Raw genomic sequence first — 23,919 nt, forward strand, 5'->3', positions numbered from 1 at the left:
AGGACCATGGCCGGCCCAAAGGCGGCGGCCACACCAAGCGGACGTGCCGGACGCACGGGACCCCCTACGGTCACGAAATTGGAGTGATGAGAGTTTTAAGCGATCTTTACGAAGCCCACAAGGGCCTCACCTGCTCAGCCCGGACCGAAGTGACCATGATCACGCCAGACTCACCTGCGGAGGAGACCGATCACCGTGGAGCCCGAGAAGACCGGCACAGCCACCCGCTACCTGTACCTCGCCCGGCACGGTGAGGCCCTGCCGGATGAGAGCGGGCTGACTGAGGCCGGGCGGCGACAGGCCGTGCGACCGCCCGTCTGATCGGCGCCCAGCTGAAGGGCGTCCCCCTGCACGCCTCCGACCTCGCGGGCGACTACGTCCCGTACGTGCCGCCACGACACGAACTCCCCGCCGAATCCGCCGACTTCTACCTCCGCTTCCTCGCCGACACCACCGACGAGGAACGTGACGAGGGCGCCGCGCTGGCCCGCCAAGCACTCGACCTCTTCACCGGCCCGGTGGACGGCGACGAGGACCGGCACGAGCTGGTCGTCACCCACAACTTCCTCGTCGCGTGGCTGGTCCGGGACGCCCTGCACGCCCCCAAGTGGCGCTGGCTCGGCCTCAACCACGCCAACGCGGCGCTCACGGTGATCCGTTACCCGCCCGACCGGGCCGCCTCCGTCCTCGTCACCAACGACATGCGACACCTACCGTCCGACCTGCGCTGGACGGGCTTCCCGCCCGAGTCCCACGTCTGACGCCCCCGTTCAGGCCGCGGCCAGCTCGCACCACACGTATTTCCCCCGGTTGCCGTGCCTGGCCAACGGCTGCCACCCCCACAGATCCGCACAGGCCGCGACCAGTGCCAACCCCCTCCCCGCCTCCCCCAGCACCTCCAACTCACCCGGCGGCAGCGGAGGTTCGCGGTCCGCGTCCCACGCCCCGATCCGCAACACCCCGGCCGACCACCGCACCCGTAGCGCGGCCGGCCCTTTCGTATGCCGTACGGCATTGGAGACGAGCTCGGCGGCGAGCAACTCCGCGGTGTCTGTCAGACGGATCAGGCCGTGCATCGTCAGGATCAGGCGGAGGGTGCGGCGGGCGACGGTTACGGCTCGGACGTCGTTCGGGATGTACAGCGTGTACTCCCAGGGGTCGGCTGAGGACATGAGTCAACTCCGTTCCGGCGAGCAAGGGTTGGGCGCGGTGGCGGTGCCGCGTCCGTCTTGGCAGGACGGAGCGGTGCACTTCCGCAGAGTGAGCGTTGCGTCACCGACGGTAGGGGTAACATGTATGTCAGAGCAAGGCGATCGCGTGACCCGACCCCGAACGAGGAGCAGTGGATGGTCCAGAGGCGCGAACCAACCGCACGTCAGATGCGCCTGGGAGTCGAACTCCGGAGGCTCCGTGAAGCCGTGGGGCTGACCACCATCGAAGCCTCGTCACTGCTAGGGGTGAACCGGGTCCAGATCACCCACATCGAATCCGGCATCACCGGCGTGAGCGAGTTACGGGTGCGCCGCCTGGCCTCCCACTACGCCTGCACCGACCAGGAGTTCATCGACGCCCTGGTCTCGATGGCCACCGACCGGACGCGCGGCTGGTGGGAGGAGTACCGGGGCCTGCTGCCGACACCCTTCCTCGACCTGTCGGAACTGGAGCACCATGCCCGGTTCCTGCACCACGTCGCCGTCCTGTACGTGCCGGGCCTGTTGCAGACGGAGGACTACGCCCGTGCCGTCTTCTCGTCCAGGCTGCCCGAACTCCCCCATGAAGAGCTTGAGTTGCGGATCCAGCACCGCACGGCGCGTCAGAAGATCGCCATCCCGTACCAGGCACTGATCCATGAGGCGGCGCTTCGCATCAGGGTCAAGGACCGCGCCACCTCAAAGGCCCAGCTCGCACGGCTCCTTGAGCTCTCCGAGGCGGAGCACGTCACCTTGCGCGCCATTCCGTTCGACCTGGACGACTTCGCCGCTTCGAGCACGATGACATATGCCGGTGGCCCCCTGCCCAAGCTGGACACCGTGGTGCGGGACGCGCCTCACGGCTCGGTCTTCATCGATTCCGAGGCACAGCTCAGCATTTACCGAACTCGCTTCCATATGGTGGAGGCCGTATCACTCGAACCGAACGAGTCCCGCGACTTCATCCACCGGCTGGCGAAGGAGCTGTGAGACCCCATGGACCACTGGCAGAAGTCTTCGTACTCGGGCGAGGGCGACGGCAACGAATGCGTCGAGATATCCACCTCCCCCACCCACGTATCCATCCGCGACTCCAAAACCCCCACCCGAGCCACCCTCACCCTCCCCGCCCCCGCCTTCACCACCTTCCTCGACGCCCTCAAGCGCACCCCCGAAACCCGGTAATTCCACGTACCCCCTCCTGTTGGCCTGCGCAGCATCACTTGGCAGCTCGGGGTTGCGAAGCCGCGAGCCAGGAGACCCTGTTGCCGCTGCCGGTGCGGGGACGGATGCCTGGAAGGCTCACTGTGAACGGACGGGTTCAGTCGCGTGGCAGGACGCCCAGCAGCGTCGAGGTGAAGGAGATCCGCAGAGCGTCACGCAACTCCAGGTTGAACACGCCGAGAGCGGGTTCGTCCGCGTAGGCGGCGAGGACGCTGGGCGGCGGCGGGACGTACGACGACAGGGCGCCCGCCGAAACCAGGATCAGCAGGCAGAGCAGCTGTACGTCCTCGCCGAGCTCGGGCACGTGGCGGCGCAGCAACTCGGCCATGGCCTCGGTCCTCGTGAGGGAGGACCGCTTGTGCCGCTTGACCACCTCGACCGAGACGTTGTGCTCCAGGACGCCGCCCTGGGCGCCGAAGAGGTCGCAAAGCACCGCGTGACCCGCCAGCGACCGGCTGAGGATCTCCGCCAGCTGGCCCGCCCGCACCTCCGGCGCCGCGTGCGCCTCAATGCCCGCGGCCAGCTCGTCCGCCAGCTCGGTGAGCCAGCTCTCGAGGAAGACGTCCAGCAGTTCGAGCAGCACCGCCTCGCGTGACTCGAAATATCGCAGGACGTTCGACTTGGCCAGGCCCACCCGGCGGCTGAGCTCGTTGAGGCTCACATCGGCCACGGGCATCTCGTCGAGCATCGCCGCCGCCGTGTCCAGGATCGCCCGGCGGCGGATCTCCCGCTGCTCCTCGCTTCGCGCCCGCTGAAATGTCACACCCTCAGCCTAGCTTATAGACCGCCGGTCTCTTGACAAGGGACCGGCGGTCTCTTACGTTGAACCTCGTAACAGACCGATGGTTCTTTAGGAGCAGGCGATGAGTAGCAACTGGACCGAGCAGCACATCCCCGATCAGCACGGCCGGGTGGCGATCGTGACCGGCGCCAACACCGGGCTGGGCTTCGAGACCGCCCGGATGCTCGCCGAGCGCGGGGCGGCGGTGGTCCTGGCCGTCCGCGACGTCGAGAAGGGCAAGCAGGCAGCCGCCCGCATCACCGGTGACGTCACCGTCCAGGCCCTCGACCTGACCTCCCTGGACTCGATCCGGTCGGCGGCGGCCGACCTGCGCGCTGCCCACCCGCGCATCGACCTTCTGATCAACAACGCGGGCGTGATGTACACCCCGCGGCAGCTCACCGCCGACGGCTTCGAGCTGCAGTTCGGCACCAACCACCTCGGCCACTTCGCCCTGACCGGCCTGCTCCTTGACCGGCTCCTGCCCGTCCCCGGCTCCCGCGTCGTGACCGTCAGCAGCGTCGGCCACCGCATCCGGGCCGCCATCCACTTCGGCGACCTGCAGTGGGAGCGCTCGTACAGCCGCGTCGGGGCCTACGGCCAGTCGAAACTCGCCAACCTGATGTTCACGTACGAACTGCAGCGCCGGCTCGCCCCCCACGGCACCACGGTCGCGGTGGCCGCCCACCCCGGCGTTTCCAACACCGAACTCGTCCGCAACACGCCCGCCGCGCTTCGCATGCCCATCACCTGGCTCGCGCCGCTGCTCACCCAGAAGGCCGAGATGGGCGCCCTGCCCACCCTGCGCGCCGCCACCGATCCCTCGGTCGTCGGCGGCCAGTACTACGGCCCCGGCAACCGGGGGGAGATCCGGGGCTACCCGAAGCTGGTCGCCTCCAGCCGCGACTCCCACGACCGGACCACTCAGCAGCGCCTGTGGACCGTCTCCGAGGAGCTCACGGGGGTGACGTTTCCCGTGGGGTGACGCGGAGAAGCGGGTCGCTGCGGGGGCCGTACGTGCGAGTCACTCATGACCCGGCTCCTGCGGGCCGGCCGGAGGAAGTGAAGGCGTCCGACCGCTACTCGACCGTCACCGACTTCGCCAGGTTCCGCGGCTGGTCCACCTCGTTGCCCCGGGCCGTGGCCAGCTCGCAGGCGAACACCTGGAGCGGCACGGTGGCCACGAGCGGCTGGAGCAGGGTCGGGGTGGCCGGGATGCGGATCAGGTGGTCGGCGTAGGGCACCACGGTCTCGTCGCCCTCCTCCGCGATGACGATGGTCCGCGCCCCGCGCGCCCGGATCTCCTGGATGTTGGACACGATCTTGTCGTGCAGCACCGACCGCCCGCGCGGCGAGGGCACGACGACCACGACCGGCAGGTCCTCCTCGATGAGGGCGATCGGCCCGTGCTTGAGCTCGCCCGCCGCGAAGCCCTCGGCGTGCATGTAGGCGAGTTCCTTGAGCTTGAGGGCGCCTTCGAGGGCCACCGGATACCCGACGTGCCGCCCGAGGAACAGCACGGTGTTCTTGTCGGCCAGCGACCGGGCCAGCGCCCGCACCGGCTCCATGGTCTCCAGCACCCGCTCGACCTCGCCGGAGATGTGCGACAGGTCCCGGATGACGGCGGAGATCTCGTCGCCCCACTTGGTCCCCCGCACCTGCCCGAGGTACAGCGCGACCAGGTAACACGCCACGAGCTGGGTCAGGAACGCCTTCGTCGACGCCACGGCGACCTCGGGCCCGGCGTGCGTGTACAGCACGGCGTCGGACTCCCGGGGGATCGTGGACCCGTTGGTGTTGCAGATCGCCAGGACCCTCGAACCCTGCTCGCGGGCGTGCCGTAGCGCCATGAGGGTGTCCATGGTCTCCCCGGACTGGGAGATGGCGATGACGAGGGACCGGGAGTCCAGGATCGGGTCCCGGTAGCGGAACTCGCTGGCCAGCTCCACCTCGCAGGGGATCCGGGTCCAGTGCTCGATGGCGTACTTGGCGATGAGCCCCGCGTGGAAGGCCGTACCGCACGCCACGATGACGACCTTGTCGACCTCCCGCAGCTCGGCGGCCGAGATCCGCACCTCGTCCAGGGTCAGCGAGCCGGCCGCGTCGATCCGCCCCAGCAGGGTGTCGGCGACCGCCTTGGGCTGCTCGGCGATCTCCTTGAGCATGAAGTAGTCGTAGCCGCCCTTCTCGGCGGCGGAGGCGTCCCAGTCGACGTGGTAGGAGCGGACGTCGGCGGGCCGCCCGTCGAACCCGGTGACGGTCACGCCGTCCCGCCGCAGCTCCACGACCTGGTCCTGCCCGAGCTCGATCGCGGACCGCGTGTGCGCGATGAAGGCGGCGACATCGGAGGCGAGGAAGGCCTCGCCCTCCCCCACCCCGACCACGAGCGGCGAGTTCCGCCGCGCGCCGACCACCACGTCCGGCTCGTCGGCGTGCACCGCGACCAGCGTGAACGCGCCCTCCAGCCGCCGGCACACCAGCCGCATGGCCTCGGCGAGATCGGCGGTCGCGGAGAACTCCTCGGCGAGCAGATGGGCGACGACCTCGGTGTCGGTCTCGGAGGCGAGGGTGTGCCCCCGCTCCTCCAACTCCCCCCGCAGCGCGGCGAAGTTCTCGATGATCCCGTTGTGGACGACGGACACCCGGCCGGCGTTGTCCAGATGCGGATGAGCGTTGGCGTCCGTGGGTCCCCCGTGCGTGGCCCACCGCGTGTGCCCGATTCCGGTGAGCCCGGTCGGCAACGGCCGATCGACCAGCTCCTTCTCCAGATTCACCAGCTTCCCGGCCTTCTTGGCCGCCGCCAGCCCCCCGTCCGCCAGCACGGCGACCCCCGCCGAGTCGTACCCCCGGTACTCCAGCCTCTTCAGCCCGGCCATCACGACATCAAGCGCCGACTGCGACCCCACGTATCCCACGATTCCACACATGCGGGGCAGCCTAGGGGGCGCGGACCTCCGGAACACGGCACCTGGTGCCCGATTCCGGATATCGCGAGGGGAAGCTGTATCGAGCCGGCGTGGGCCGGGGTGCCGCATTCGAAGGAGCCATGTGAGCTACAGCCTGTACCTCTGCCGATTCGTCGGCGGACAACCCGCTCCCATGGACGAGTCCGCGATACGCGGCGTCCTCGCCCCCGTCACCGTCGGCGGAATGCCGCCCACCGGCCTCCCGGACTCCTGGGAGCTCGAAGCCGGGGACGGCGGCGGATCGGAGGTCTACGGCGACGCCCTCGGTCTCACCTTCAACCGCTTCTCCACCGGCCAGATCCTCGACCGCGTCGCCGAACTCGCCCGCCGCACCGGTGCCGCCGTCCTGCCGCTCGGGTGCCCGGCCATCCTCACGAGCGAGGCCGACCGCGGACACCTGCCGGAGAGCCTCCGCGCGGAAGCGGTCGTCGTAGCCCCCGAGGCCCTGACCGGCCAGGCCATCCAGCTCCTGATCTCCCCGCAGCCGGAGCCCCGCCGACGCCCGGCCCTGCCCTCGTTCCCCTACCATCCGAACCCCGTGGCCACCGGATCCGTGACCCCCTACGACGGCCCCTGCGCATGCTGCGGACAGGAACGCGGCTGGGTCTACACCGGCCCCGTGTACGCCACCGACGCCCCGGACTCCGGTATCTGCCCGCACTGCATCGCCTTCGGCACGGCCGCCGAGCGCTGGGACGCCACCTTCACCGCGGGGGTCGAGGGCGCCGTACCGGCAGACGTCGTGACCACGATCCTGCGGCGTACCCCGGGGTTCCTCGCCCGGCGGTCGCCGACCTGGCTCACCCACTGCGGCGACGGGGCCGAGTTCCTCGGCTCCCTCGACAAGGACGGCCGGCCCACCGCGTACCTCTTCCGCTGCCGGGTCTGCGCCACCTCCCTCTCCTACGCGGACTCCACCTGACGAAGGCCCCGCGTGACACACCCCACCCCCCACCCCGTTCAAACTCCGTTAACAATGGACTGTGATCTCTCCGGTCTCCCCGATGCCCCGGAGCGCCCACCGGCACAAGCCGGAGGCGACTCCCTACGTCGACCTCACCCGCGCCGAGTGGAGCGCGCTGCGTGAGAAGACTCCGCTCCCGCTGAACGCCGAAGAGGTCGAGAAGCTGCGCGGACTCGGTGACGTCATCGACCTGGACGAGGTGCGGGACATCTACCTCCCGCTGTCCCGGCTGCTGAACCTCTACGTCGGCGCCACGGACGGGCTGAGAGGGGCGCTGAACACCTTCCTCGGCGAACAGGGCTCCCAGTCCGGCACCCCGTTCGTCATAGGGGTCGCCGGGTCGGTCGCCGTCGGCAAGTCCACCGTCGCCCGCCTGCTCCAGGCCCTGCTCTCCCGCTGGCCCGAGCACCCGCGCGTGGAGCTGGTCACCACCGACGGCTTCCTGCTCCCCACCCGCGAGCTGGAGGCCCGCGGGCTCATGTCGCGCAAGGGTTTCCCGGAGTCGTACGACCGCCGGGCGCTGACCCGTTTCGTCGCCGACATCAAGGCCGGCAAGGACGAGGTCTCGGCGCCGGTCTACTCCCACCTGATCTACGACATCGTCCCCGGCGAGAAGCTCACGGTCCGCCGCCCCGACATCCTGATCGTCGAGGGCCTGAACGTCCTCCAGCCCGCCCTCCCCGGCACCGACGGCCGCACCCGCGTCGGTCTCGCCGACTACTTCGACTTCAGCGTGTACGTCGACGCGAGCGCCGAGGACATCGAGCGCTGGTACCTCAGCAGGTTCAAGAAGCTCCGGCAGACCGCCTTCCAGAACCCCGAGTCGTACTTCAGGAAGTACACGCAGGTGTCGGAGGAGGAGGCCGTCGACTACGCCCGCACCCTCTGGCGCACCATCAACAAGCCCAACCTGGTCGAGAACATCGCGCCCACCCGCGGCCGCGCCACCCTCGTCATCCGCAAGGGCCAGGACCACAAGGTGCGCAGGCTCAGCCTCCGCAAGCTCTAGAAAAGCGCGCCTGTTAAATAGGCGTCATGCTGCATCTGCGCCTGATCACGCCGGCCCACCAGACCGACGACGTGGTCCGTCTGATCGAGGGGACGGTCGGCACCACCCATCTCGTCGTGCTGCGGGGTGCCGCCCGCAACCCCGAAGGTGACGTCGTGATGTGCGACGTGGCCCGCGAGGCCGGTGACGAACTCCTCACCGACCTGCAGGGGTTGGGCCTCGACACCAACGGCTCCATCGCGGTCGAGAACATCGACCTGTCCCTGTCGAAACGCGCCGACAAGGCCGAGGCGGAGGCACCCGGCGAAGGCGCGGACGCGGTCCTGTGGGAGCACCTGACCGACGCCACGCACGAGGAGTCGACGCTCTCCGCCACCTACCTGGCCTTCATCACGCTGGCCACGATGATCGCGGCCTGCGGTGTCGTGCTCGACAACGCGGTCCTCATCGTGGGCGCCATGGCGGTGGGCCCGGAGTTCGGGCCGCTCGCCGGCATCTCCACCTCGATCGTGCAGCGCGCCCCCCGCCTGGCCCTGCGCTCCCTGATCGCCCTCCTGGCCGGCTTCGCCGTGGCGATGGCGGTGACGGTGGGCTTCAGTCTCTTCATGGACGCGCTGAACCTGTTCAGCGAGCAGAAGCTGGAGGGCGACCGCCCGCAGACCGGCTTCGTCTACGCCCCGGACGCCTTCTCCTTCATCGTCGCCGTCCTCGCGGGCGCCGCCGGCACCCTTTCCCTGACCTCGGCGAAGTCCGGTGCCCTGGTGGGCGTGGCCATCTCGGTCACCACGGTCCCGGCGGCCGCCAACGCGGCGGTGGCCCTCAGCTACGGCGACACCAAGCAGACCTGGGGCTCGACGGAGCAGCTCCTGCTGAACCTGCTGGGCATCGTCCTGGCGGGCACGGTGACCCTGCTGCTCCAGAAGTGGGCCTGGCGAAAGCGCCCCTGAAGGGGCGCGGGGAACTGCGCGACCAGCCACGATGGCGCCGCAGCCCGCAAGAGACAGAACCCCCGCCCCGAGCCCGGAAATCAGCCGAGCGCCGACTTCACAGCATCGGCCAACCGTCCCGCCACCGACCGCGCCTGATCGATGTCCGCCGCCTCGACCATCACCCGCACCAACGGCTCGGTCCCGGACGGCCGCAACAACACCCGCCCCGTCTCCCCGAGTTCCCGCTCCGCCTCCGCCACCGCGGAAGCCAGTTCCGCAGACGTCGACACCCGGGTCCGGTCCACATCAGGCACGTTGATCAGGACCTGCGGCAACCGCTCCATGACAGAGGCCAGTTCCTTCAGCGACCGCCCGCTCTCCGCGACCCGGGCCGCCAGCATCAGCCCGGTCAGCGTGCCGTCCCCGGTCGTCGCGTGGTCCAGGATGATCACGTGCCCGGACTGCTCGCCCCCGAGGGCGTACCCGTGCTCCTTCATCTCCTCGAGGACGTACCGGTCCCCCACGCCGGTCTGGACGAGCCGCAGCCCCTCCCGCTCCAGCGCCAGCTTGAACCCGAGGTTGGACATGACGGTCGCCACCACGGTGTCGGCCCGCAGCGCGCCCCGCTCCTTCATGGCCAGCGCGAGCACCGCCATGATCTGGTCGCCGTCGACCTCCTCACCGGTGTGGTCGACGGCCAGGCACCGGTCCGCGTCCCCGTCGTGCGCGATACCGAGCGCCGCCCCGTGCTCGACGACCGCGGCCTTCAGCAGATCGAGGTGCGTGGACCCGCAGCCGTCGTTGATGTTGAGGCCGTCCGGCGACGCCCCGATCGTGATCACTTCGGCCCCGGCCCGCGAGAACGCCTCCGGCGACACCCGGGCGGCGGCGCCGTGCGCCTCGTCGAGGACGATCTTCAGACCGTCCAGCCGGTTCGGGAGTACGGCGATGAGGTGCGCCACGTACTGGTCGAACCCCTCGCCGTAGGACCGCACCCGGCCGACGCCCGCGCCGGTCGGCCGCTCCCACGGCTCACCGTGCCGGTGCGCGTCGTAGACCGCCTCGATCCGGTCCTCCAGCTCGTCGTCGAGCTTGTGCCCGCCGCGCGCGAGGAACTTGACGCCGTTGTCGGGCATGGCGTTGTGGCTCGCGGAGAGCATGACGCCGAGGTCGGCGCCGAGGACGCCGGTGAGGTAGGCGACCGCGGGCGTCGGCAGCACGCCGACCTTCAGCACGTCCACCCCCGCGCTCGCGAGGCCCGCGACCACGGCGGCCTCCAGGAACTCCCCGGACGCGCGGGGATCCCGTCCGACGACCGCCGTAGGCCGGTGGCCCTCGAACGTGCCCGCCTCGGCCAGCACGTGCGCCGCCGCGACCGACAGACCGAGCGCCATCTCGGCCGTCAGATCCGCGTTGGCGACACCGCGCACGCCGTCCGTGCCGAAGAGTCGTCCCACTTGTCCTCCTGGGGAAGCGTCAGTTACGGAGATCATCCGATCACATGAGCCTTTGAGCGCCTTGTGCCGTTATACGCCCAAGACTGTGATAAACGAACGCCCCGGCGGCACTGTGGCGTGCCGCCGGGGCGAACGGACGTACTGCTGGCTCGCGGACGAGCCGGTACGAGCAGACAGGCAGCGAAGCTTAACGCTTGCTGTACTGCGGGGCCTTGCGGGCCTTCTTGAGACCGGCCTTCTTGCGCTCGACCGCACGGTCGTCGCGGCGGAGGAAGCCGGCCTTCTTGAGGGCGCCGCGGTTGTTGTCCACGTCGGCCTCGTTCAGCGCGCGGGCCACGCCGAGGCGCAGGGCACCGGCCTGGCCGGAGACACCGCCACCCGCGATGCGGGCGATGACGTCGTAGCGGCCCTCGAGCTCGAGCACCTTGAAGGGCTCGTTGACTTCCTGCTGGTGCACCTTGTTGGGGAAGTAGTCCTCAAGGGTGCGACCGTTGATCTTCCACTTGCCGGTGCCCGGGACGATCCGGACGCGGGCGATCGCGTTCTTGCGACGGCCCAGGCCGGCGGCCGGCTGCGGGTCGCCGAAGCGGGACGCGAGCGACTCCGAGGTGTACTCGCCCTCGACGGGGACCTCGGACTCGGTGGTGTAGCTGTCGATGTCGACGATCTCTTCGCCCTCGACGGGCGTCTCGACGGTGGTCTCGGCCACGATTCTCCTCAGATTCTCTTCGGTCTTAGGGGGTGGCCGGACTTACTGCGCGACCTGGGTGATCTCGAACGGCTGCGGCTGCTGCGCGCCGTGCGGGTGCTGGTCACCCTTGTAGACCTTCAGCTTCGAGAGCATCTGACGGCCCAGCGTGTTCTTGGGGAGCATGCCCTTGATGGCCTTCTCGATGGCCTTCTCGGGGTTCTTGTCGAGGAGCTCGTCGTAGCGGACGGAGCGCAGACCACCCGGGTAGCCGGAGTGGCGGTACGCCATCTTCTGGGTCCGCTTGTTGCCGGAGAGGTGCACCTTGTCGGCGTTGATGATGATGACGAAGTCACCGGTGTCGACGTGAGGGGCGTAGATCGGCTTGTGCTTGCCGCGCAGCAGGGAGGCGGCAGTGGTGGCGAGACGGCCCAGGACGACGTCCTGAGCGTCAATGACGTGCCACTGGCGAGTCACATCGCCGGGCTTGGGGCTGTACGTACGCACTTCGCAGCCTTCTTCTTCAGTGGATGGGTGCTGACACATGGCATCACTGAAGCGATCGTGCAGCTGGGGACGACAAATATGCCGGGCCACTGCCCGTATGCCGCCCACTGGTAACTGCTCCAGGGAACCTAGGTAGAGGCTCCTCGCACGAGAACGAGCGAGCCAATACACAACGAAGAGGCAGAATACCCGGGGTCCCACGGACGGGTCAAAACGAGGCCCCGGCGACAGCTTCTCGGTCGCCGCCGATTCCTTCTCGGCCGAGTTGTGCACCGGTGCCGGAAAGGTCCCCCGGGCCGCTGTCCACAGGCCCGACAGCACCACCTGTCCCCCGTCTAAGATGCGCCCCATGAGCTTTGGGCAGCAGGGGGGACCCCCGTCCCAGTGGGATCCCTGGAAACCGCAGTCGCAGCAGCCGTGGAGCAGCGGCGGGGGCGAGCAGACTCCGGACTGGGCCGCGCTCGCCGAGGCCTCCGAGACCCGTAACAGACGACGCCGGCTCTTCTTCATCGTGGGCGGCGCGCTCGCCACGGTCGGGATAGGCACCGCCGTCGCGATGGCCGTCGTATCGGCGAACGGCGACGACCGGGCGAACAAGCCGACCTCGTCCCTGCCGGCGACCGCCGACATCCCGAGCGCCACCGGGACCGTGCCGTCGTTCGCGCCGACCAGCGCCCCGCCGCCGCTGGACCCGAAGGAGTTCATCGCCAGCAGGGCCAAGGACACGGCCCCGCTCAGCGCGAAGCTCCTCTTCCCGGGGACCCAGCTGACCATGGGCTCGACCGTGTACAAGAAGGGCGAGACGTCCGACACGAAGAACTGCGCCGCCGCCGACGCCGTCCAGACGAGCCTCGGCAAGATCCTCAAGGCCAACGGCTGCACCCAGTTCATGCGCGTCAGCTACACCAAGGACGGCGTCTCGGTGACGGTCGGGGTGGCCGTGTTCGACACCGAGGCCGCGGCGCAGAAGGCGAAGAGCCAGGTCAACACCAAGAAGGACATCGTCAAGTCGCTGCCCGGCGGCGCGGTCAAGGCCTTCTGCAACTCCGCGATCTGCCGCACGACCTCGAACTCCTACGGCCGCTACGCCTACTTCACGATCTCCGGCTTCGCCGGCGGGAAGAACGTCACGGAGAAGGACACCGCGGTCTTCAGCATCGGCGACAACCTGGCCGAGTTCACCTTCCGCCAGATCCACCGACGGGGCGAGGCCCAGGCCTCCAGCGCGGCGGGCGAGTGACCCGGCGCGCACGAGCGCGCCGGGCCCTTCCGGCCCGGTCGGCTCAGGTGTGCTCCCAGGAGCCGCTCAGGGCGGGCTCGGGGTACGGCACGACGGGATCCCGCGACTGGCCGGGATCCCCCGGCCCCTCGACCGGCCGCCGGCTCCCGGACGCCCTGAAGACCCAGGTGCGGTAGGACCAGAACCGGAAGAGCGTCGCGATGCCGATGCCGAGGAACTTGCTGACGTTGGTGGCCAGCGTGCTGTCCCAGCCGAGCCCGTAGGTCGTCGCGTAGAGCACCGAGTTCTCGATGACCAGGCCGATCGCGCTGAAGACGAGGAAGAGGGTCAGCTCCTTCCGGCGGCTGTTGCGGTCCTCCTGGTCCCGGTTGCGGTACGCGAAGTACCGCAGGCCGAGGTAGTTGCTGAGGATCGCCACGACCGTCGCCAGCACGCTCGCCCGGACCGTCTGCCACTCGGTGACGGTCCTGACGAGGTTGAAGACCGCGAGGTTGACGACGAAGCCCGAGGCCCCCACCATGCCGAACTTCGCGATCTCGCGGTACAGCTTCCCGAACCGGGAGGGAAGCGCATGCCGTCCGCTGCTCACCGTCGCGCTCAGCCCCGTCGGTTGCGCAGTCGGAGGCGTACCGGCACGATGGCCGACTCGATCTGCGTCGCGAGGCTCATCTTGGACACACCCTCGGTGCGCTCCTCGAAGCGGATCGGGATCTCCACGGCGCTGTGCCCGGCCCGGACGGCCTTGAATTTCAGCTCGACCTGGAAGCTGTACCCGGCGCTGTCGAGGGTCGCCAGGTCGATGTCGCGCAGGGTGGCCGCCGACCACAGGTTGAAGCCGGCGGTGATGTCCCGGATCTTGGTGCCGAGCACGGTCCGGGCGTAGCGGTTGGCGAAGCGCGAGAGCAGCACGCGGTGCTTGCCCCACTCCTCGTCCAGCGACCCGCCCTCCACGTACCGGCTGCCGACGACCAGGCCGACGCCGGACGCCATGGCCGTACCGAGCATGCGTGGGACCGCTTCCACGGGGTGGCTGCCGTCGGCGTCCATCTGGACCACGTACTCGGCGCCCTCGTCCAGCGCGGCGCTCATGCCGGCGACGTAGGCGCGTCCGAGCCCGTCCTTCTCGGTCCGGTGCAGCACGCTCATCCGGCGCCGCCCGTCCCAGTTGTACTTCTCGGCGAGCTCCTCGGCGATCCGCCCGGTGCCGTCCGGGCTGGAGTCGTCGACGATCTTCAGGTGCAGCCCGTCGACGGGCAGCCCGAGGACCAGCTCGGCGATCCGAGGCAGGTTCGCCGCCTCGTTGTAGGTGGGCATGACCACGGTGACGCGGGCACCCCCCAGGTCGTACGTCATTTCTTTCCCTCCCCTGAGAGCCCCGAAGGGATTCCCTCCCCGACGGGCGCCGGTCTGCCCAACGCCCGGAAGTGCCAGCCCGCCGCGGTCCAGCGGTCCGCGTCGAGTACCCCCCTGCCGTCCACGATCCACGGCCGGTTCACCAGCTGAGCGGCTCGCTCCGGGTCGATCTCCCGGAACTGCGGCCACTCGGTCAGATGCAGCACGAGGTCGGCTCCCCTGAGCGCCTCCTGTGCCGACATCGCGTAGCCGAGGAGCGGGAACGCCTTGCGGGCGTTGTCCAGCGCCTCGGGGTCGAAGACCGTGACGTCGGCGCCGTCCAGGCGCAGCCGGGCGGCCACGTTGAGCGCCGGTGAGTCACGGATGTCGTCGGAGTCGGGCTTGAAGGCCGCTCCGAGTACGGCGACGCGGGCCCCGAGCACCGATCCGCCGCACAGCTCCCGCGCCAGGTCGACAACCTTGTCGCGGCGCCGCATGTTGATCGCGTCGACCTCGCGCAGGAACGACAGCGAGACCCCGAGCTCGTCGGCCCGGTGCGCGAAGGCGCGGATGTCCTTGGGCAGGCAGCCCCCGCCGAAGCCGACCCCTGCACGCAGGAACTTCCGGCCGATCCGGTCGTCGTACCCGATGGCCTCGGCGAGGACACCGACATCCCCACCCGCGGCCTCGCAGATCTCGGCCATCGCGTTGATGAAGGAGATCTTGGTGGCGAGGAACGCGTTGGCGGCCGTCTTGACCAGCTCGGCGGTGGGGTGGTCGGCGACGACGACGGGGGTGCCGGCGTCGAGGACCGGTGCGTACACCGAGCGCAGGACCGCTTCCGCCCGCGCGGAGCGGACGCCGAACACCAGCCGGTCCGGGCGCAGGGTGTCCTCGACGGCGAAGCCCTCGCGCAGGAACTCCGGGTTCCAGGCGACCTCGACGCCCTCGAGGAGGCCGGCCAGCCGCTCGGCCGTCCCCACGGGCACGGTCGACTTGCCGACCAGCAGCGAGCCCTCGCGCGCGTGCTCGGCGATCGCCGTGAAGGCCGCGTCGACGTAGGTCAGGTCGGCGCCTTCCGAACCCTGGCGCTGCGGGGTTCCGACACACACGAAGTGCACGTCACCGAAGGCCCCGGCCTCCGCGTAGTCGGTCGTGAACCCGAGCCGTCCGCTCGCCGTGTGCTTCGCGATCAGCTCGGGCAGCCCGGGCTCGTGGAAGGGCACCCGGCCCGCCTGCAACGCGGCGACCTTGTCGGGGTCCACGTCGACCCCGAGCACCTCGTGTCCGAGCTCCGCCATGCAGGCGGCGTGGGTGGCACCGAGATAGCCGGTGCCGATGACTGTGAGCCGCATCCAGCGGCCTCCTTCACAACTCCGTGTCAGCCGCTACTTGCGCTCGAGAACCTGGACCACGACGTGGTTCAGCTTCACCGTGCGTCCGGCCTTGAAGGACTTCTCGATCGCCGCCGCGGTCTTCTCGTTCATGCCGGTCAGCGGCGGCCGCCCGTCGGCGACGGTGGAGACCAGCCACAGCCGGTCGGTGCCCTTGAGGCAACTGGCCGGCTTGCGGCACTCGGTGGCGCCGTAGGACCCGTTCTGCTGCGGGGTGTACTCCATGAGCACGTCCTTGGGGGCCTTGCGGTCCCGCAGTTCGTACGCGATGGCCCGGCGCTCCGACATGCCGCCGTTGAAGATCATCCCGTCGCCGGACTTCTCGCCCGCCGCGATGACGTTCGCCGCGCCCCGGAAGTCCGGTTCCATCGGCAGGTCCTTCTTGGCGTCGCCGATCGCCGGCCACGCCACGAAGGCGTACCCGGCCGCCACGACCGCGACCAGCAGCCCGCTCAGCACCTGGAGGCCGGTCCCCCGGCGCGCCCCGGGTTCGAGCCTGCCGACGAGCCGGGTGAGCGCGGCGGCCACCAGGAGCGTCCAGGCCGGGATGGTGAACAGCAGGTACCGGGGCAGGAAGAGGTGCAGCTGGTTGGCGGTCACGAAGGTGAGCACCGGCGGCAGCACGGCCCAGGCGGCGAGCAGCACCGAGTACCGTCCGGCCACCAGCAGGCCGACCACGCCGACGGCCATGATCGCTCCGCCGGTGATCCACGACCCGAACAGGGTGTCGGGGAACTGGGTCAGGTCCTTGGTCGTGGTGACGTTCCAGGCGATCTGCCCGCTCTGCCCGGTGCCCTGCGCCACCATCGGGAAGGTGATGGACAGGCCCAGCATGGCCGCGCCCGCGAAGGCCCAGTGGGCGATGCGGTCGCCCTGCTTCTTGGCCAGGAAGACGAGCCACACGTGTCCGGCGAGCACCGCCATGGCCACCAGGTGGCTGAACCCGGTGGCCGCGACGGCGAGTCCGTACAGCGTCCAGTTGCGCAGACTCGGCTTGTCCAGCGCCCGGATCAGCCACAGGGTGGCCAGCAGCGCGAACATCGTCGCGAAGGCGTACGGCCGGGCCTCCTGTCCGTACCGGGTGATCATCGGCACGACCGCGAACAGCAGTCCGGCCAGCACGCCGGTGCGCAACGCGAACATCCGGCGCCCCAGGAGCCCGACCAGACCGGCCGAGACCGCCATGGCGAGCGCCTCCGGCAGCCGCAGCATCGCCGCCGAGTCGCCGGCGACGTCGATCCACAGGTGCATCACCGCGTAGAAGGGCGCGATGACGACGTCGATACTGCCGATCAGTCGCCCGAGGTCGTGCCACGAGATCGTGGACGCCCACCAGGTGGCGTGCTCGTCGCGCCACAGCTGGCGCCCGCCGAGTCCCGGGAGCACACAGGCGGCGGCGACCAGGGCGGGCAGCACGAAAACGAGCCAGGCCGAGCCCCGGCCGGCCGAGCCGGCGGACCCGCCGCTCTCGGTGGACGTGGCTTCGGGTTCCCGGGCGGCCGTCTCGTCGACCGGTGGTGTGTACGCCGTCATCGCTTCACCCAGATCCGGTACGGCTGCTGTCCGCCGTCCTTGTCGGAAGGCCGCAGCACGGCCAGCAGCCGGTAGTCCGCGTTGCCGCGCAGCGCCTCGGGAACGGAGGAGGACCGCAGCGCGATCACGTCGTAGGAGCCCTTCTTCACCTCGGTCGCCAGGGCCGCGCCGCGCTCGGCCTGGTGCCACTGGCCGGGCTCGGTGTGTGCCCGCAGGTAGTAGGCGGAGATCTCCGGGTCGTCCGTCAGGTACGAGCCCTTGGCGTCCACGACCTCGCGCAGGGCGCCGATCATGGCGGCCGAGTCCGGCGGCCGGTACAGCTCACGGGTCTGTGCCATCCCGATGACCAGCGCGGCGACGTAGATCATGATGCCGATCTGCGGGTACCGGAAGTGGGCGCCCATCATGCGCGAGACGCCGAGTCCGGCCATCGGCACCGCGAAGAGCAGGCCGAAGCCGACGTGGACGTACAGCGAGCTGCCGTTGCCGAGCCAAGCCTGGTAGAGGGGGGCGAGCAGGGCGGTGGCGCACATCGTCAGGCCGAGCAGGGAGCGCCGGACCGCACCCGGGGCGGAGCCCTCGGCCCACGGCATCTCCCCCATCCGGGCCCGTCGGACGAACCCGATGGCACCGATCACCGCGACGAGCAGGACGACCCCGCCCCACTGGGCGCTCTCCTCAAGCAGGTGGAGGGCGCTGTCGGTGCCTTGAACGTTCCAACCGCTCGGCGAGCCCGCCACCTGGACGCCCACGAAGCACAGGGCGCCGGTGGCCACCCCGAACAGCGCGCCGCGCACGAAGGCGCCCGCGCCCCGGAAGCGGTAGGCGGTCAGCACGGCGAGCACGGTCAGCGTCGGCAGGTACAGGGCCGCCGAATAGGCGGCGAACGGAGCGAGCGCCGCGAAGGGCGCCGCCACCAGCACGGCCGCGGGACTGGACTGACGGGTCCGGGCCAGCAGCCACAGCGTGGCGGCCAGCAGGAACAGCGACAGGGAGTGCAGGGAGGCGTAGCGGCCGGTGAAGGCCGTCGACTCCAGCACGGAGTACATGGCGGCGGCCGCGAGACCGGCCCGTGAGTTGAACAGCAGCCGGGTGGCGCCGAACAGCAGTGCCGTGGCCCCGAGCGCCCACGCCAGGCTCAGTGCCCGTGCCCCGGCGAGGCCGAGCTGGGAGACCAGGCCCGACAGCTCGCCGTCGGACAGCAGGAACTTCGCCTCCTGCGGGAAGGCGCTGCCGTCGAGCCGGAAGGACAGTCCCGCCTGCACCAGCAGGATCAGGATCAGCACGCCGCGGCTGATCCACGCCGAGCGGCTGTTGTCGACCGACCAGGCCGAGACCGGCACCTCGGGCAGCACGTACTCGGGCTCGGGTTCCGGCTCGGGTTCGACGACGGTGTACTGCGGCACGTAGTACTCGGCGTCGGAGCCGCCGGTGTACGGCCGTGCGTAGTACTGCTGCTCCGCCGCGGTCGGCTGCTGCGGGATGTGCGGCTGCTGATGGCCGTAGGCCTGCGGGTCGCCGTAGGTCTGCTGCTGGCCGTACGCCTGCTGCTGCCCGTGGAACTGCTGCTCGTCGTAGTTCTGCTGCTGCTCGGTGTACGGCGGGTAGTGCTGCTGCCAGTCCTGCTGTTGGCCGGGTTCCGACCAGCCGCCGTCCTGTTGCTGCGTCGTCATGAACGCGGCACCTCGAATCCGAAGTCGTCGTCCGCGATCAGGCGCTTGAACTCGGCCAGCGCGAGGGGGCTGCTCTGGATGCGCCAGTCGGCCCTCTTGGGGATGTTGAACCAGAGGAAGCCGATGACGTCCTTGTCCTCCTTCACCCCCGCGAGCAGCGCGCGCACATCGGCGCGCCGCCGCTCCCCGGGCTCCGAGGAGGTCTCGCTGATCAGCACCGGCTTGTCGGTGAACGCGTCGATCTGGCTGCGCGTCGGGCCGTACAGGGTGGCGAAGGTGTGCGCTCCGGTCTGCGTCCAGTAGCCGACGATGCCGACCCAGTCGACATAGGCGTCACCGGGCCAGTAGGGCTTCAGCTTCACGGACGGGACCGGGTTGACGACGTTCGGGCTCCACACCCAGATGACGTTGGTGGCGCCGACCTCCTGGAAGACGTCGTGGATGTGCCGCCACGCCTTCACAAAGGTTTCGGGGGTGGTGTCCTTGGTGCCCCACGGGTACCACCCGCCGTTCATCTCGTGGCCGAAGCTGATCGCCACGGGCACGTTCGTCTTGCGCACACTGTCCGCGTACTTCTTGATGTACGCGTCCTGCGAACCGTCGGCGATCTTGTCGAGGCCGGGCTTGAACGGCTCCCACGACACGTACATCAGGCCGCCGTCGCCGAACACGTTCTGGGCGCCCCCGGCGTTGAAGCCGTCGCCCCACGACGAGTACGAACCGACCAGGTTGGGCTTCTTGCCGACGGTCTTCGCGAAGGTGTCCACCGGCTTCAGCGAGCTGGGCGCGCCGTTCAGGGCCACTCCGAAGAAGTCCTTGTCGGGGTGGAGCAGCGGTTTCACGTCGTACGGCGGCTCCGCGTCGGGAGCCTTCGAGGCGGAGCCGGCGTCCGGCTCCTTCGCGGCCTGGGCGGCGGGGTCGTCACCGCCGAGCAGACCGCAGCCGGAGACCCCCGCCAGGGACATCAGCGCCACGCACAGCGGGAGGACGGTCTTGCGGATCATGCGGGATCACCTGCCGAGTGGTGTTCCTTGGGCTGGATGAGCGCCCGCGCGACGACCAGCGCGTAGAACAGCCCGGAGGACAGGACGAGGGCGAAGTCCGGGGGGTAGCCGGTGAACAGCCGGTACACGGCGGTACCGACCCAGACCACGGCGGTGCCGCCGCTCCAGATCCACAGCCCCAGCCAGAACCGGCGGGTCTTGTTCTTCTTCGCGCCCTTGGAACCGGTGGGCTGCCAGCCCATGCGCTGCTTGCGCAGGATGTCCCAGATGGCGAAGACATGCGCCCAGCCGTACATCATCCGTGCCGACCAGGCCTCCAGCCGGTACGGGGCCTTGTGCCACATCGGGAAGACGAGGGTGGTGTAGACGATGCTGGGCAGCACCCAGACCAGGTGCTTGACCTGGAGCATCTCCGGGCTGGTGACCAGCAGCATGATGGGCACGAGGGGCGCGAAGAAGGTGAACAGCGCCGTGTGGATGTAGTAGAAGAACCCGGACATGTAGCAGAGCCGGCTGGAGAACCGGATCGGCGCGTCCCAGAACTTCTTGCTGCCGAGCAGCGACATCGAGCCGGAGCACCAGCGGTACTGCTGGTTGAAGAACGCCCCGGCGGTGTCCGGGCACACCCCCGTGGACAGCGCGACCGGCACGTACTTCAGGTCCCAGCCGAGCCCGCGCAGGTCGAAGCCGGTGTGCACGTCCTCGGAGTGCTCGATGAGGGTCGTACCGCCGTTGGTCTCCAGTGCGGCCCGGCGATAGATGGCGCAGGAGCCGACGCAGATGGCGCCGTCACTGTTCTGCCGGGACACCTGCACGGACCGGTAGAACAGCTCCTGCACCGCGCCGGCCCCGCGCTCGATCCAGTTCTGCGAGTCCAGCACGCGGAAGTACTGCGGGGACTGCACGATCCCGATGCGCTCGTCGGCCTCCATGTACGGCAGCAGCTCCTCCAGGAGGTCGGAGCGCGGCGTGAAGTCGGCGTCGAGGATGAGGACGTACTTGCCGTCGGACTGTCCGAACCCGAAGTGCAGGTTGCCCGCCTTCTTGAACCAGCCGCGGTTCTCCCGGGTGCCGTAGCGGAAGCCGAAGTCCCGGGCCATCGCGGCCAGCTCGGGGCTCGCGCCGTCGTCGAGGACGAAGGGCACACATCGGCCGGGATACCGGTCGGCGAGCTGCCGGACGTGGGTCCAGGTGTTGTGCAGCACCTCGATGGGCTCGCCGCACACCGGCAGGAAGACGTCGACGGTGGGATAGACCTGGGGTCGCCAGCCACGGACGAGCTGCTGGTGGTACTCGAAGTCGAAGTCGCGCGTGAAGCCGTTCACCCGCAGCGACACCAGGTAGTAGACGACCGTGAAGAACAGCGGCGGCGCGAAGATCCACATCAGCGGGCTGGCCTTGGCCAGCGCCACTTGGCTGACGGTCAGGCACCCGAAGCTGACGATCGAGGCGAGCGTCAGCACCCACAGGCGCCGTTTGACATACGAGTACTTCTCCGCATGCGAGGGAGGCGCGGGCAGCAGGCCCATGGGCGCCGGTTCGGCGCCGCGCTTCCCTCCGTGCCGGGCGGACCGGCGCCCCCCGGCACCGGCCTCTCCGGACATGCGGGCAGAGTCAATGGATGACATTCCTACCCTCCGGGCCTCCGGCCCGCGTGTTCCCCGCCCCAAAGAGCCCCTTTCGAACAAAGGGGCTAGATGGGGAAGGTTATCCGAGAGATGTGAATGCCGTAAGGGATAGACAGAGCCTTACGTCCGATAAGTCCGCTTATCTCCGTTGTTTTTGTTGAAAGCCTGGGTAACGAGCAGGTTTCCCACCTGGACGTACAGGGCACATGGCCTTAGTTGTGCGCTTCTCATCACACTTTTACGGCGTGAATACTGGCTGCCGATCACCGAGCAGCCCAGGGGGGGCACAATGACCAGTTCGAACTCACGCCGTTCCGTCCTCAGATCGGCCCTCGCCGTGAGCGGAATAGCCGTCTCCGCCACCGCGGTCTCCACCGGCGACGCCACCGCCCTGGCCGCCGACGCGGGATGGGTGAACGTCAAGGATCACGGCGCCCAGGGAGACGGCACCACCGACGACACCGCGGCGATCCAGGCGGCGCTGGACGCCTGCGGGCCCGGAAACATCACCGTCCTCCCGGCGGGGGTGTACCGCACGAGCGCTCCCCTGCGGATAGGCCCGTACGTCACCCTCCAGGGCTCGCACGCCGGCGGTGAGGCCCAGCCGAACGCCGAGAACCCGGTGGCCGGCATCCGCCCCCTGCCGTCGTTCACCGGAAACGCCGTCGTCGAGGTCCTGGACCAGCAGCTGGGGGGCTACTCCCGACCGGCCAACGCGCAGCGCATCTTCTCCCTGACCATCGACGGCTCCGCCCTGCCCCGCTCGGGCGCGGAGATCGACGGCATCCGCGCCACCGGGCAGATCCAGCACCTGCAGCTGAGGGACGTCCACGTCCGCTCCGTCACCGGCATCGGTATCAACACCTGGTACAACTTCAACGCCACCGGCGGCCCCCAGGCCCCGTTCTGCCTGCACTACGACCGTGTCTCCGTGCTGTGGACGGGCTCCCACGGCATCGTGCTGAACAACTCGACCGACTCCGTCTTCCACGACGTGTACGTCCTGGGCGTCGGCGGCTGCGGCTGGTGGATGTCAGGCGCGGGCAACTCCTCCTTCACCAGCTGCCGGGCGGAGTGGTCGAAGCTGCACGGATTCGACATCGAGTCCGTACCCGGAGTGATCAAGATGGTCGCGTGTTCCACCGACCGCAACGGCTGGAACGGCATGTACGTCCACGCGACGGACACCACCGGAGTCCTCATGCTGTCGGCCACCCAGCTCACCCGGGACGGCAAGAACAACGGCACCGGTGGCGGCGGCTACGCCGGACTGGCCGTCGCGAGCTCCCAGTGCAAGGTCATCGCCGACGGACTCGTGGCCCTCACGGGCAAGGACGACGACGGAACGGGGGTGGCGAGCCCCCAGTACGGCGTCCGGGCCGACAACTCCGCCTACGTCGTGGTCAACTCGGGCCACCTCCAAGGAGTCACCTCCCCCTGGCAGAACGGCACCGGCAACACGAAGTTCGTCAAGGGAACCCTCGTGGGTACCGGCTGACGAGACGTCCTGCCGGGAGCGGCCGATCAGCAGCAGCCCGCTCCCGGCAGCGTCCGCCGGTTCCGCGCCTCCTTGTTCCGCGCCGCGAGCAGCTCGTCCGCCGGGTACCCGACCTCCTCCAGCGTCAGCCCGTGCGGTCGTACGACATGGACGGCCGAGTCCCTGACACCGGCGGCCAGCACCTTGCCGGGCCAGTCAGGGCCCCGGTGCCCGTCCCCCACGAACAGCAGCGCGCCGATCAGCGAGCGCACCATGTTGTGGCAGAAGGCGTCCGCCCGCACGGTGGCGGTGATGATCCCGTCGTCGCCCCGGACGAGGCTCAGTTCCTGGAGCGTGCGGATGGTCGTCGCGCCCTCCCGCCGCTTGCAGTACGCGGCGAAGTCGTGCTCGCCGAGGAGCCGGCCCGCCGCCTCGTTCATGGCGTCCACGTCGAGCGGCCAGTCGTGCCACAGGACGTGCCCCCGCAGCAGCGGGTCGACGCCGCCGGGGTTGTCGGTGACGCGATAGGCGTACCGCCGCCAGATCGCGGAGAACCGTGCGTCGAACCCGGCCGGAGCCTCCCGCAGGGCCCACACCCGCACGTCCTTCGGCAACCGTCCCGCCAGCCGCTTCAGCAGCTTCTCCCGGTGCTCCTGCCACAACGCCTCGGGCAGGTCCACGTGGGCCACCTGCCCCCGGGCGTGCACCCCGGCATCGGTCCGTCCGGCCACGGTCAGCTCGTACGTCACGTCCTTGGACCGCGTCACGGTCCGCAGCGCGTCCTCGATCTCCCCCTGCACGGTCCGCCGTCCCCCGGCCTGCTTGGCCCATCCGGAGAACTCGGATCCGTCGTAGGACAGGTCGAGGCGGACACGGACGTCACCGGGCTGCACTTCGTCGCTCACCCCTGGATCCTCTCAGGA

At 69.6% G+C, this 23,919-nt stretch carries 22 protein-coding genes and 1 pseudogene; 9 read left to right on the forward strand and 14 right to left on the reverse strand.

Going from position 1 to position 23,919, the window contains the following annotated elements; genetic code table 11:
* Nucleotides 1–195: 195 nt before the first annotated feature.
* Nucleotides 196–761: pseudogene (locus OHN19_RS16810) on the forward strand (histidine phosphatase family protein).
* Nucleotides 762–770: 9 nt separating this feature from the next.
* On the opposite strand, the gene OHN19_RS16815 reads toward OHN19_RS16810, so the two are convergent.
* The gene (locus OHN19_RS16815) at nt 771–1,172 is read right to left on the reverse strand and encodes an ATP-binding protein (protein WP_330264987.1); all 402 of its coding nucleotides are present in this window, start codon (nt 1,170–1,172) and stop codon (nt 771–773) included.
* Nucleotides 1,173–1,346: 174 nt separating this feature from the next.
* Here OHN19_RS16815 and OHN19_RS16820 point away from each other — a divergent pair, with 174 nt between their 5' ends.
* Nucleotides 1,347–2,180 carry a helix-turn-helix transcriptional regulator gene (locus tag OHN19_RS16820; RefSeq protein ID WP_330264988.1) on the forward strand — a complete coding sequence of 278 codons (834 nt, stop codon included), beginning with the start codon at nt 1,347–1,349 and terminating at the stop codon, nt 2,178–2,180.
* Nucleotides 2,181–2,186: 6 nt separating this feature from the next.
* A complete protein-coding gene (locus tag OHN19_RS16825) occupies nt 2,187–2,375 on the forward strand; it encodes a DUF397 domain-containing protein (protein WP_330264989.1) in 189 nt (62 codons plus the stop codon).
* Between the two features lie 136 nt (nt 2,376–2,511).
* Here OHN19_RS16825 and OHN19_RS16830 read toward each other — a convergent pair whose 3' ends face one another.
* Complete coding sequence (locus OHN19_RS16830; RefSeq protein ID WP_330264990.1) at nt 2,512–3,177, reverse strand: TetR/AcrR family transcriptional regulator; 666 nt, start codon at nt 3,175–3,177, stop codon at nt 2,512–2,514.
* A gap of 100 nt (nt 3,178–3,277) precedes the next feature.
* On the opposite strand from OHN19_RS16830, the gene OHN19_RS16835 reads away from it, so the two are divergent.
* Entirely contained in the window at nt 3,278–4,180 is a 903-nt protein-coding gene (locus tag OHN19_RS16835; RefSeq protein ID WP_330264991.1) for an SDR family NAD(P)-dependent oxidoreductase, read from the forward strand.
* Between the two features lie 94 nt (nt 4,181–4,274).
* Here the strand turns inward: OHN19_RS16835 and glmS are convergent, their stop codons facing one another.
* Complete coding sequence (gene glmS / locus OHN19_RS16840) at nt 4,275–6,122, reverse strand: glutamine--fructose-6-phosphate transaminase (isomerizing) (RefSeq protein ID WP_330264992.1); 1,848 nt, start codon at nt 6,120–6,122, stop codon at nt 4,275–4,277.
* Between the two features lie 121 nt (nt 6,123–6,243).
* Between glmS and OHN19_RS16845 the strand changes: the two genes are divergently transcribed.
* The 3 genes from OHN19_RS16845 (at nt 6,244) to OHN19_RS16855 (ending at nt 9,081) form a co-directional block, all read left to right on the forward strand.
* Nucleotides 6,244–7,083, forward strand: coding sequence for a CbrC family protein (locus OHN19_RS16845; RefSeq protein WP_330264993.1), 840 nt, complete (start codon nt 6,244–6,246; stop codon nt 7,081–7,083).
* A gap of 82 nt (nt 7,084–7,165) precedes the next feature.
* Nucleotides 7,166–8,134 (forward strand): type I pantothenate kinase, encoded by a 969-nt coding sequence (gene coaA, locus OHN19_RS16850; protein WP_330264994.1) that lies wholly within the window; start codon nt 7,166–7,168, stop codon nt 8,132–8,134.
* Nucleotides 8,135–8,160: 26 nt separating this feature from the next.
* A complete protein-coding gene (locus OHN19_RS16855) occupies nt 8,161–9,081 on the forward strand; it encodes a DUF389 domain-containing protein (protein ID WP_330264995.1) in 921 nt (306 codons plus the stop codon).
* A gap of 80 nt (nt 9,082–9,161) precedes the next feature.
* Here OHN19_RS16855 and glmM read toward each other — a convergent pair whose 3' ends face one another.
* The 3 genes from glmM to rplM all read right to left on the reverse strand — a co-directional run bounded on the left by glmM (nt 9,162) and on the right by rplM (nt 11,715).
* Nucleotides 9,162–10,520, reverse strand: coding sequence for a phosphoglucosamine mutase (gene glmM / locus OHN19_RS16860; protein ID WP_330264996.1), 1,359 nt, complete (start codon nt 10,518–10,520; stop codon nt 9,162–9,164).
* A gap of 187 nt (nt 10,521–10,707) precedes the next feature.
* The gene (gene rpsI, locus OHN19_RS16865; protein WP_123762524.1) at nt 10,708–11,229 is read right to left on the reverse strand and encodes a 30S ribosomal protein S9; all 522 of its coding nucleotides are present in this window, start codon (nt 11,227–11,229) and stop codon (nt 10,708–10,710) included.
* Between the two features lie 42 nt (nt 11,230–11,271).
* Entirely contained in the window at nt 11,272–11,715 is a 444-nt protein-coding gene (gene rplM, locus OHN19_RS16870; protein WP_123762523.1) for a 50S ribosomal protein L13, read from the reverse strand.
* A 349-nt stretch (nt 11,716–12,064) separates the two neighbouring features.
* Between rplM and OHN19_RS16875 the strand changes: the two genes are divergently transcribed.
* Nucleotides 12,065–12,955 carry a hypothetical protein gene (locus tag OHN19_RS16875; protein ID WP_330264997.1) on the forward strand — a complete coding sequence of 297 codons (891 nt, stop codon included), beginning with the start codon at nt 12,065–12,067 and terminating at the stop codon, nt 12,953–12,955.
* A 43-nt stretch (nt 12,956–12,998) separates the two neighbouring features.
* Here OHN19_RS16875 and OHN19_RS16880 read toward each other — a convergent pair whose 3' ends face one another.
* Genes OHN19_RS16880 through OHN19_RS16910 form a run of 7 tightly spaced genes read right to left on the reverse strand, consistent with a single transcriptional unit; the run spans nt 12,999 to nt 21,420 of the window.
* Nucleotides 12,999–13,544, reverse strand: coding sequence for a GtrA family protein (locus OHN19_RS16880; protein ID WP_330264998.1), 546 nt, complete (start codon nt 13,542–13,544; stop codon nt 12,999–13,001).
* 8 nt (nt 13,545–13,552) lie between these two features.
* On the reverse strand, nt 13,553–14,308 hold the full coding sequence (locus OHN19_RS16885) for a polyprenol monophosphomannose synthase (RefSeq protein WP_330264999.1): 756 nt from the start codon (nt 14,306–14,308) through the stop codon (nt 13,553–13,555).
* Nucleotides 14,305–15,642, reverse strand: a complete 1,338-nt coding sequence (locus OHN19_RS16890) for a UDP-glucose/GDP-mannose dehydrogenase family protein (RefSeq protein ID WP_330265000.1) — start codon at nt 15,640–15,642, stop codon at nt 14,305–14,307. Before OHN19_RS16890 ends, OHN19_RS16885 begins: the two co-directional genes overlap by 4 nt.
* A gap of 33 nt (nt 15,643–15,675) precedes the next feature.
* The gene (locus tag OHN19_RS16895) at nt 15,676–17,214 is read right to left on the reverse strand and encodes a glycosyltransferase family 39 protein (RefSeq protein WP_330265001.1); all 1,539 of its coding nucleotides are present in this window, start codon (nt 17,212–17,214) and stop codon (nt 15,676–15,678) included.
* Nucleotides 17,211–18,887 (reverse strand): hypothetical protein, encoded by a 1,677-nt coding sequence (locus tag OHN19_RS16900; protein ID WP_330265002.1) that lies wholly within the window; start codon nt 18,885–18,887, stop codon nt 17,211–17,213. The genes OHN19_RS16895 and OHN19_RS16900 overlap by 4 nt, the downstream gene beginning before the upstream one ends.
* On the reverse strand, nt 18,884–19,891 hold the full coding sequence (locus OHN19_RS16905; RefSeq protein WP_330265003.1) for a glycoside hydrolase family 26 protein: 1,008 nt from the start codon (nt 19,889–19,891) through the stop codon (nt 18,884–18,886). The genes OHN19_RS16900 and OHN19_RS16905 overlap by 4 nt, the downstream gene beginning before the upstream one ends.
* Entirely contained in the window at nt 19,888–21,420 is a 1,533-nt protein-coding gene (locus OHN19_RS16910; protein WP_330269636.1) for a glycosyltransferase family 2 protein, read from the reverse strand. Before OHN19_RS16910 ends, OHN19_RS16905 begins: the two co-directional genes overlap by 4 nt.
* A gap of 388 nt (nt 21,421–21,808) precedes the next feature.
* On the opposite strand from OHN19_RS16910, the gene OHN19_RS16915 reads away from it, so the two are divergent.
* A complete protein-coding gene (locus OHN19_RS16915) occupies nt 21,809–23,017 on the forward strand; it encodes a right-handed parallel beta-helix repeat-containing protein (RefSeq protein WP_330265004.1) in 1,209 nt (402 codons plus the stop codon).
* Between the two features lie 26 nt (nt 23,018–23,043).
* Here the strand turns inward: OHN19_RS16915 and truA are convergent, their stop codons facing one another.
* A complete protein-coding gene (gene truA, locus OHN19_RS16920; protein WP_330265005.1) occupies nt 23,044–23,901 on the reverse strand; it encodes a tRNA pseudouridine(38-40) synthase TruA in 858 nt (285 codons plus the stop codon).
* Nucleotides 23,902–23,919: the final 18 nt, after the last annotated feature.

Origin of the sequence: Streptomyces griseorubiginosus (genome assembly GCF_036345115.1) — a bacterium.
In the GTDB taxonomy this organism is placed as follows: Bacteria; Actinomycetota; Actinomycetes; order Streptomycetales; family Streptomycetaceae; genus Streptomyces; species Streptomyces griseorubiginosus_C.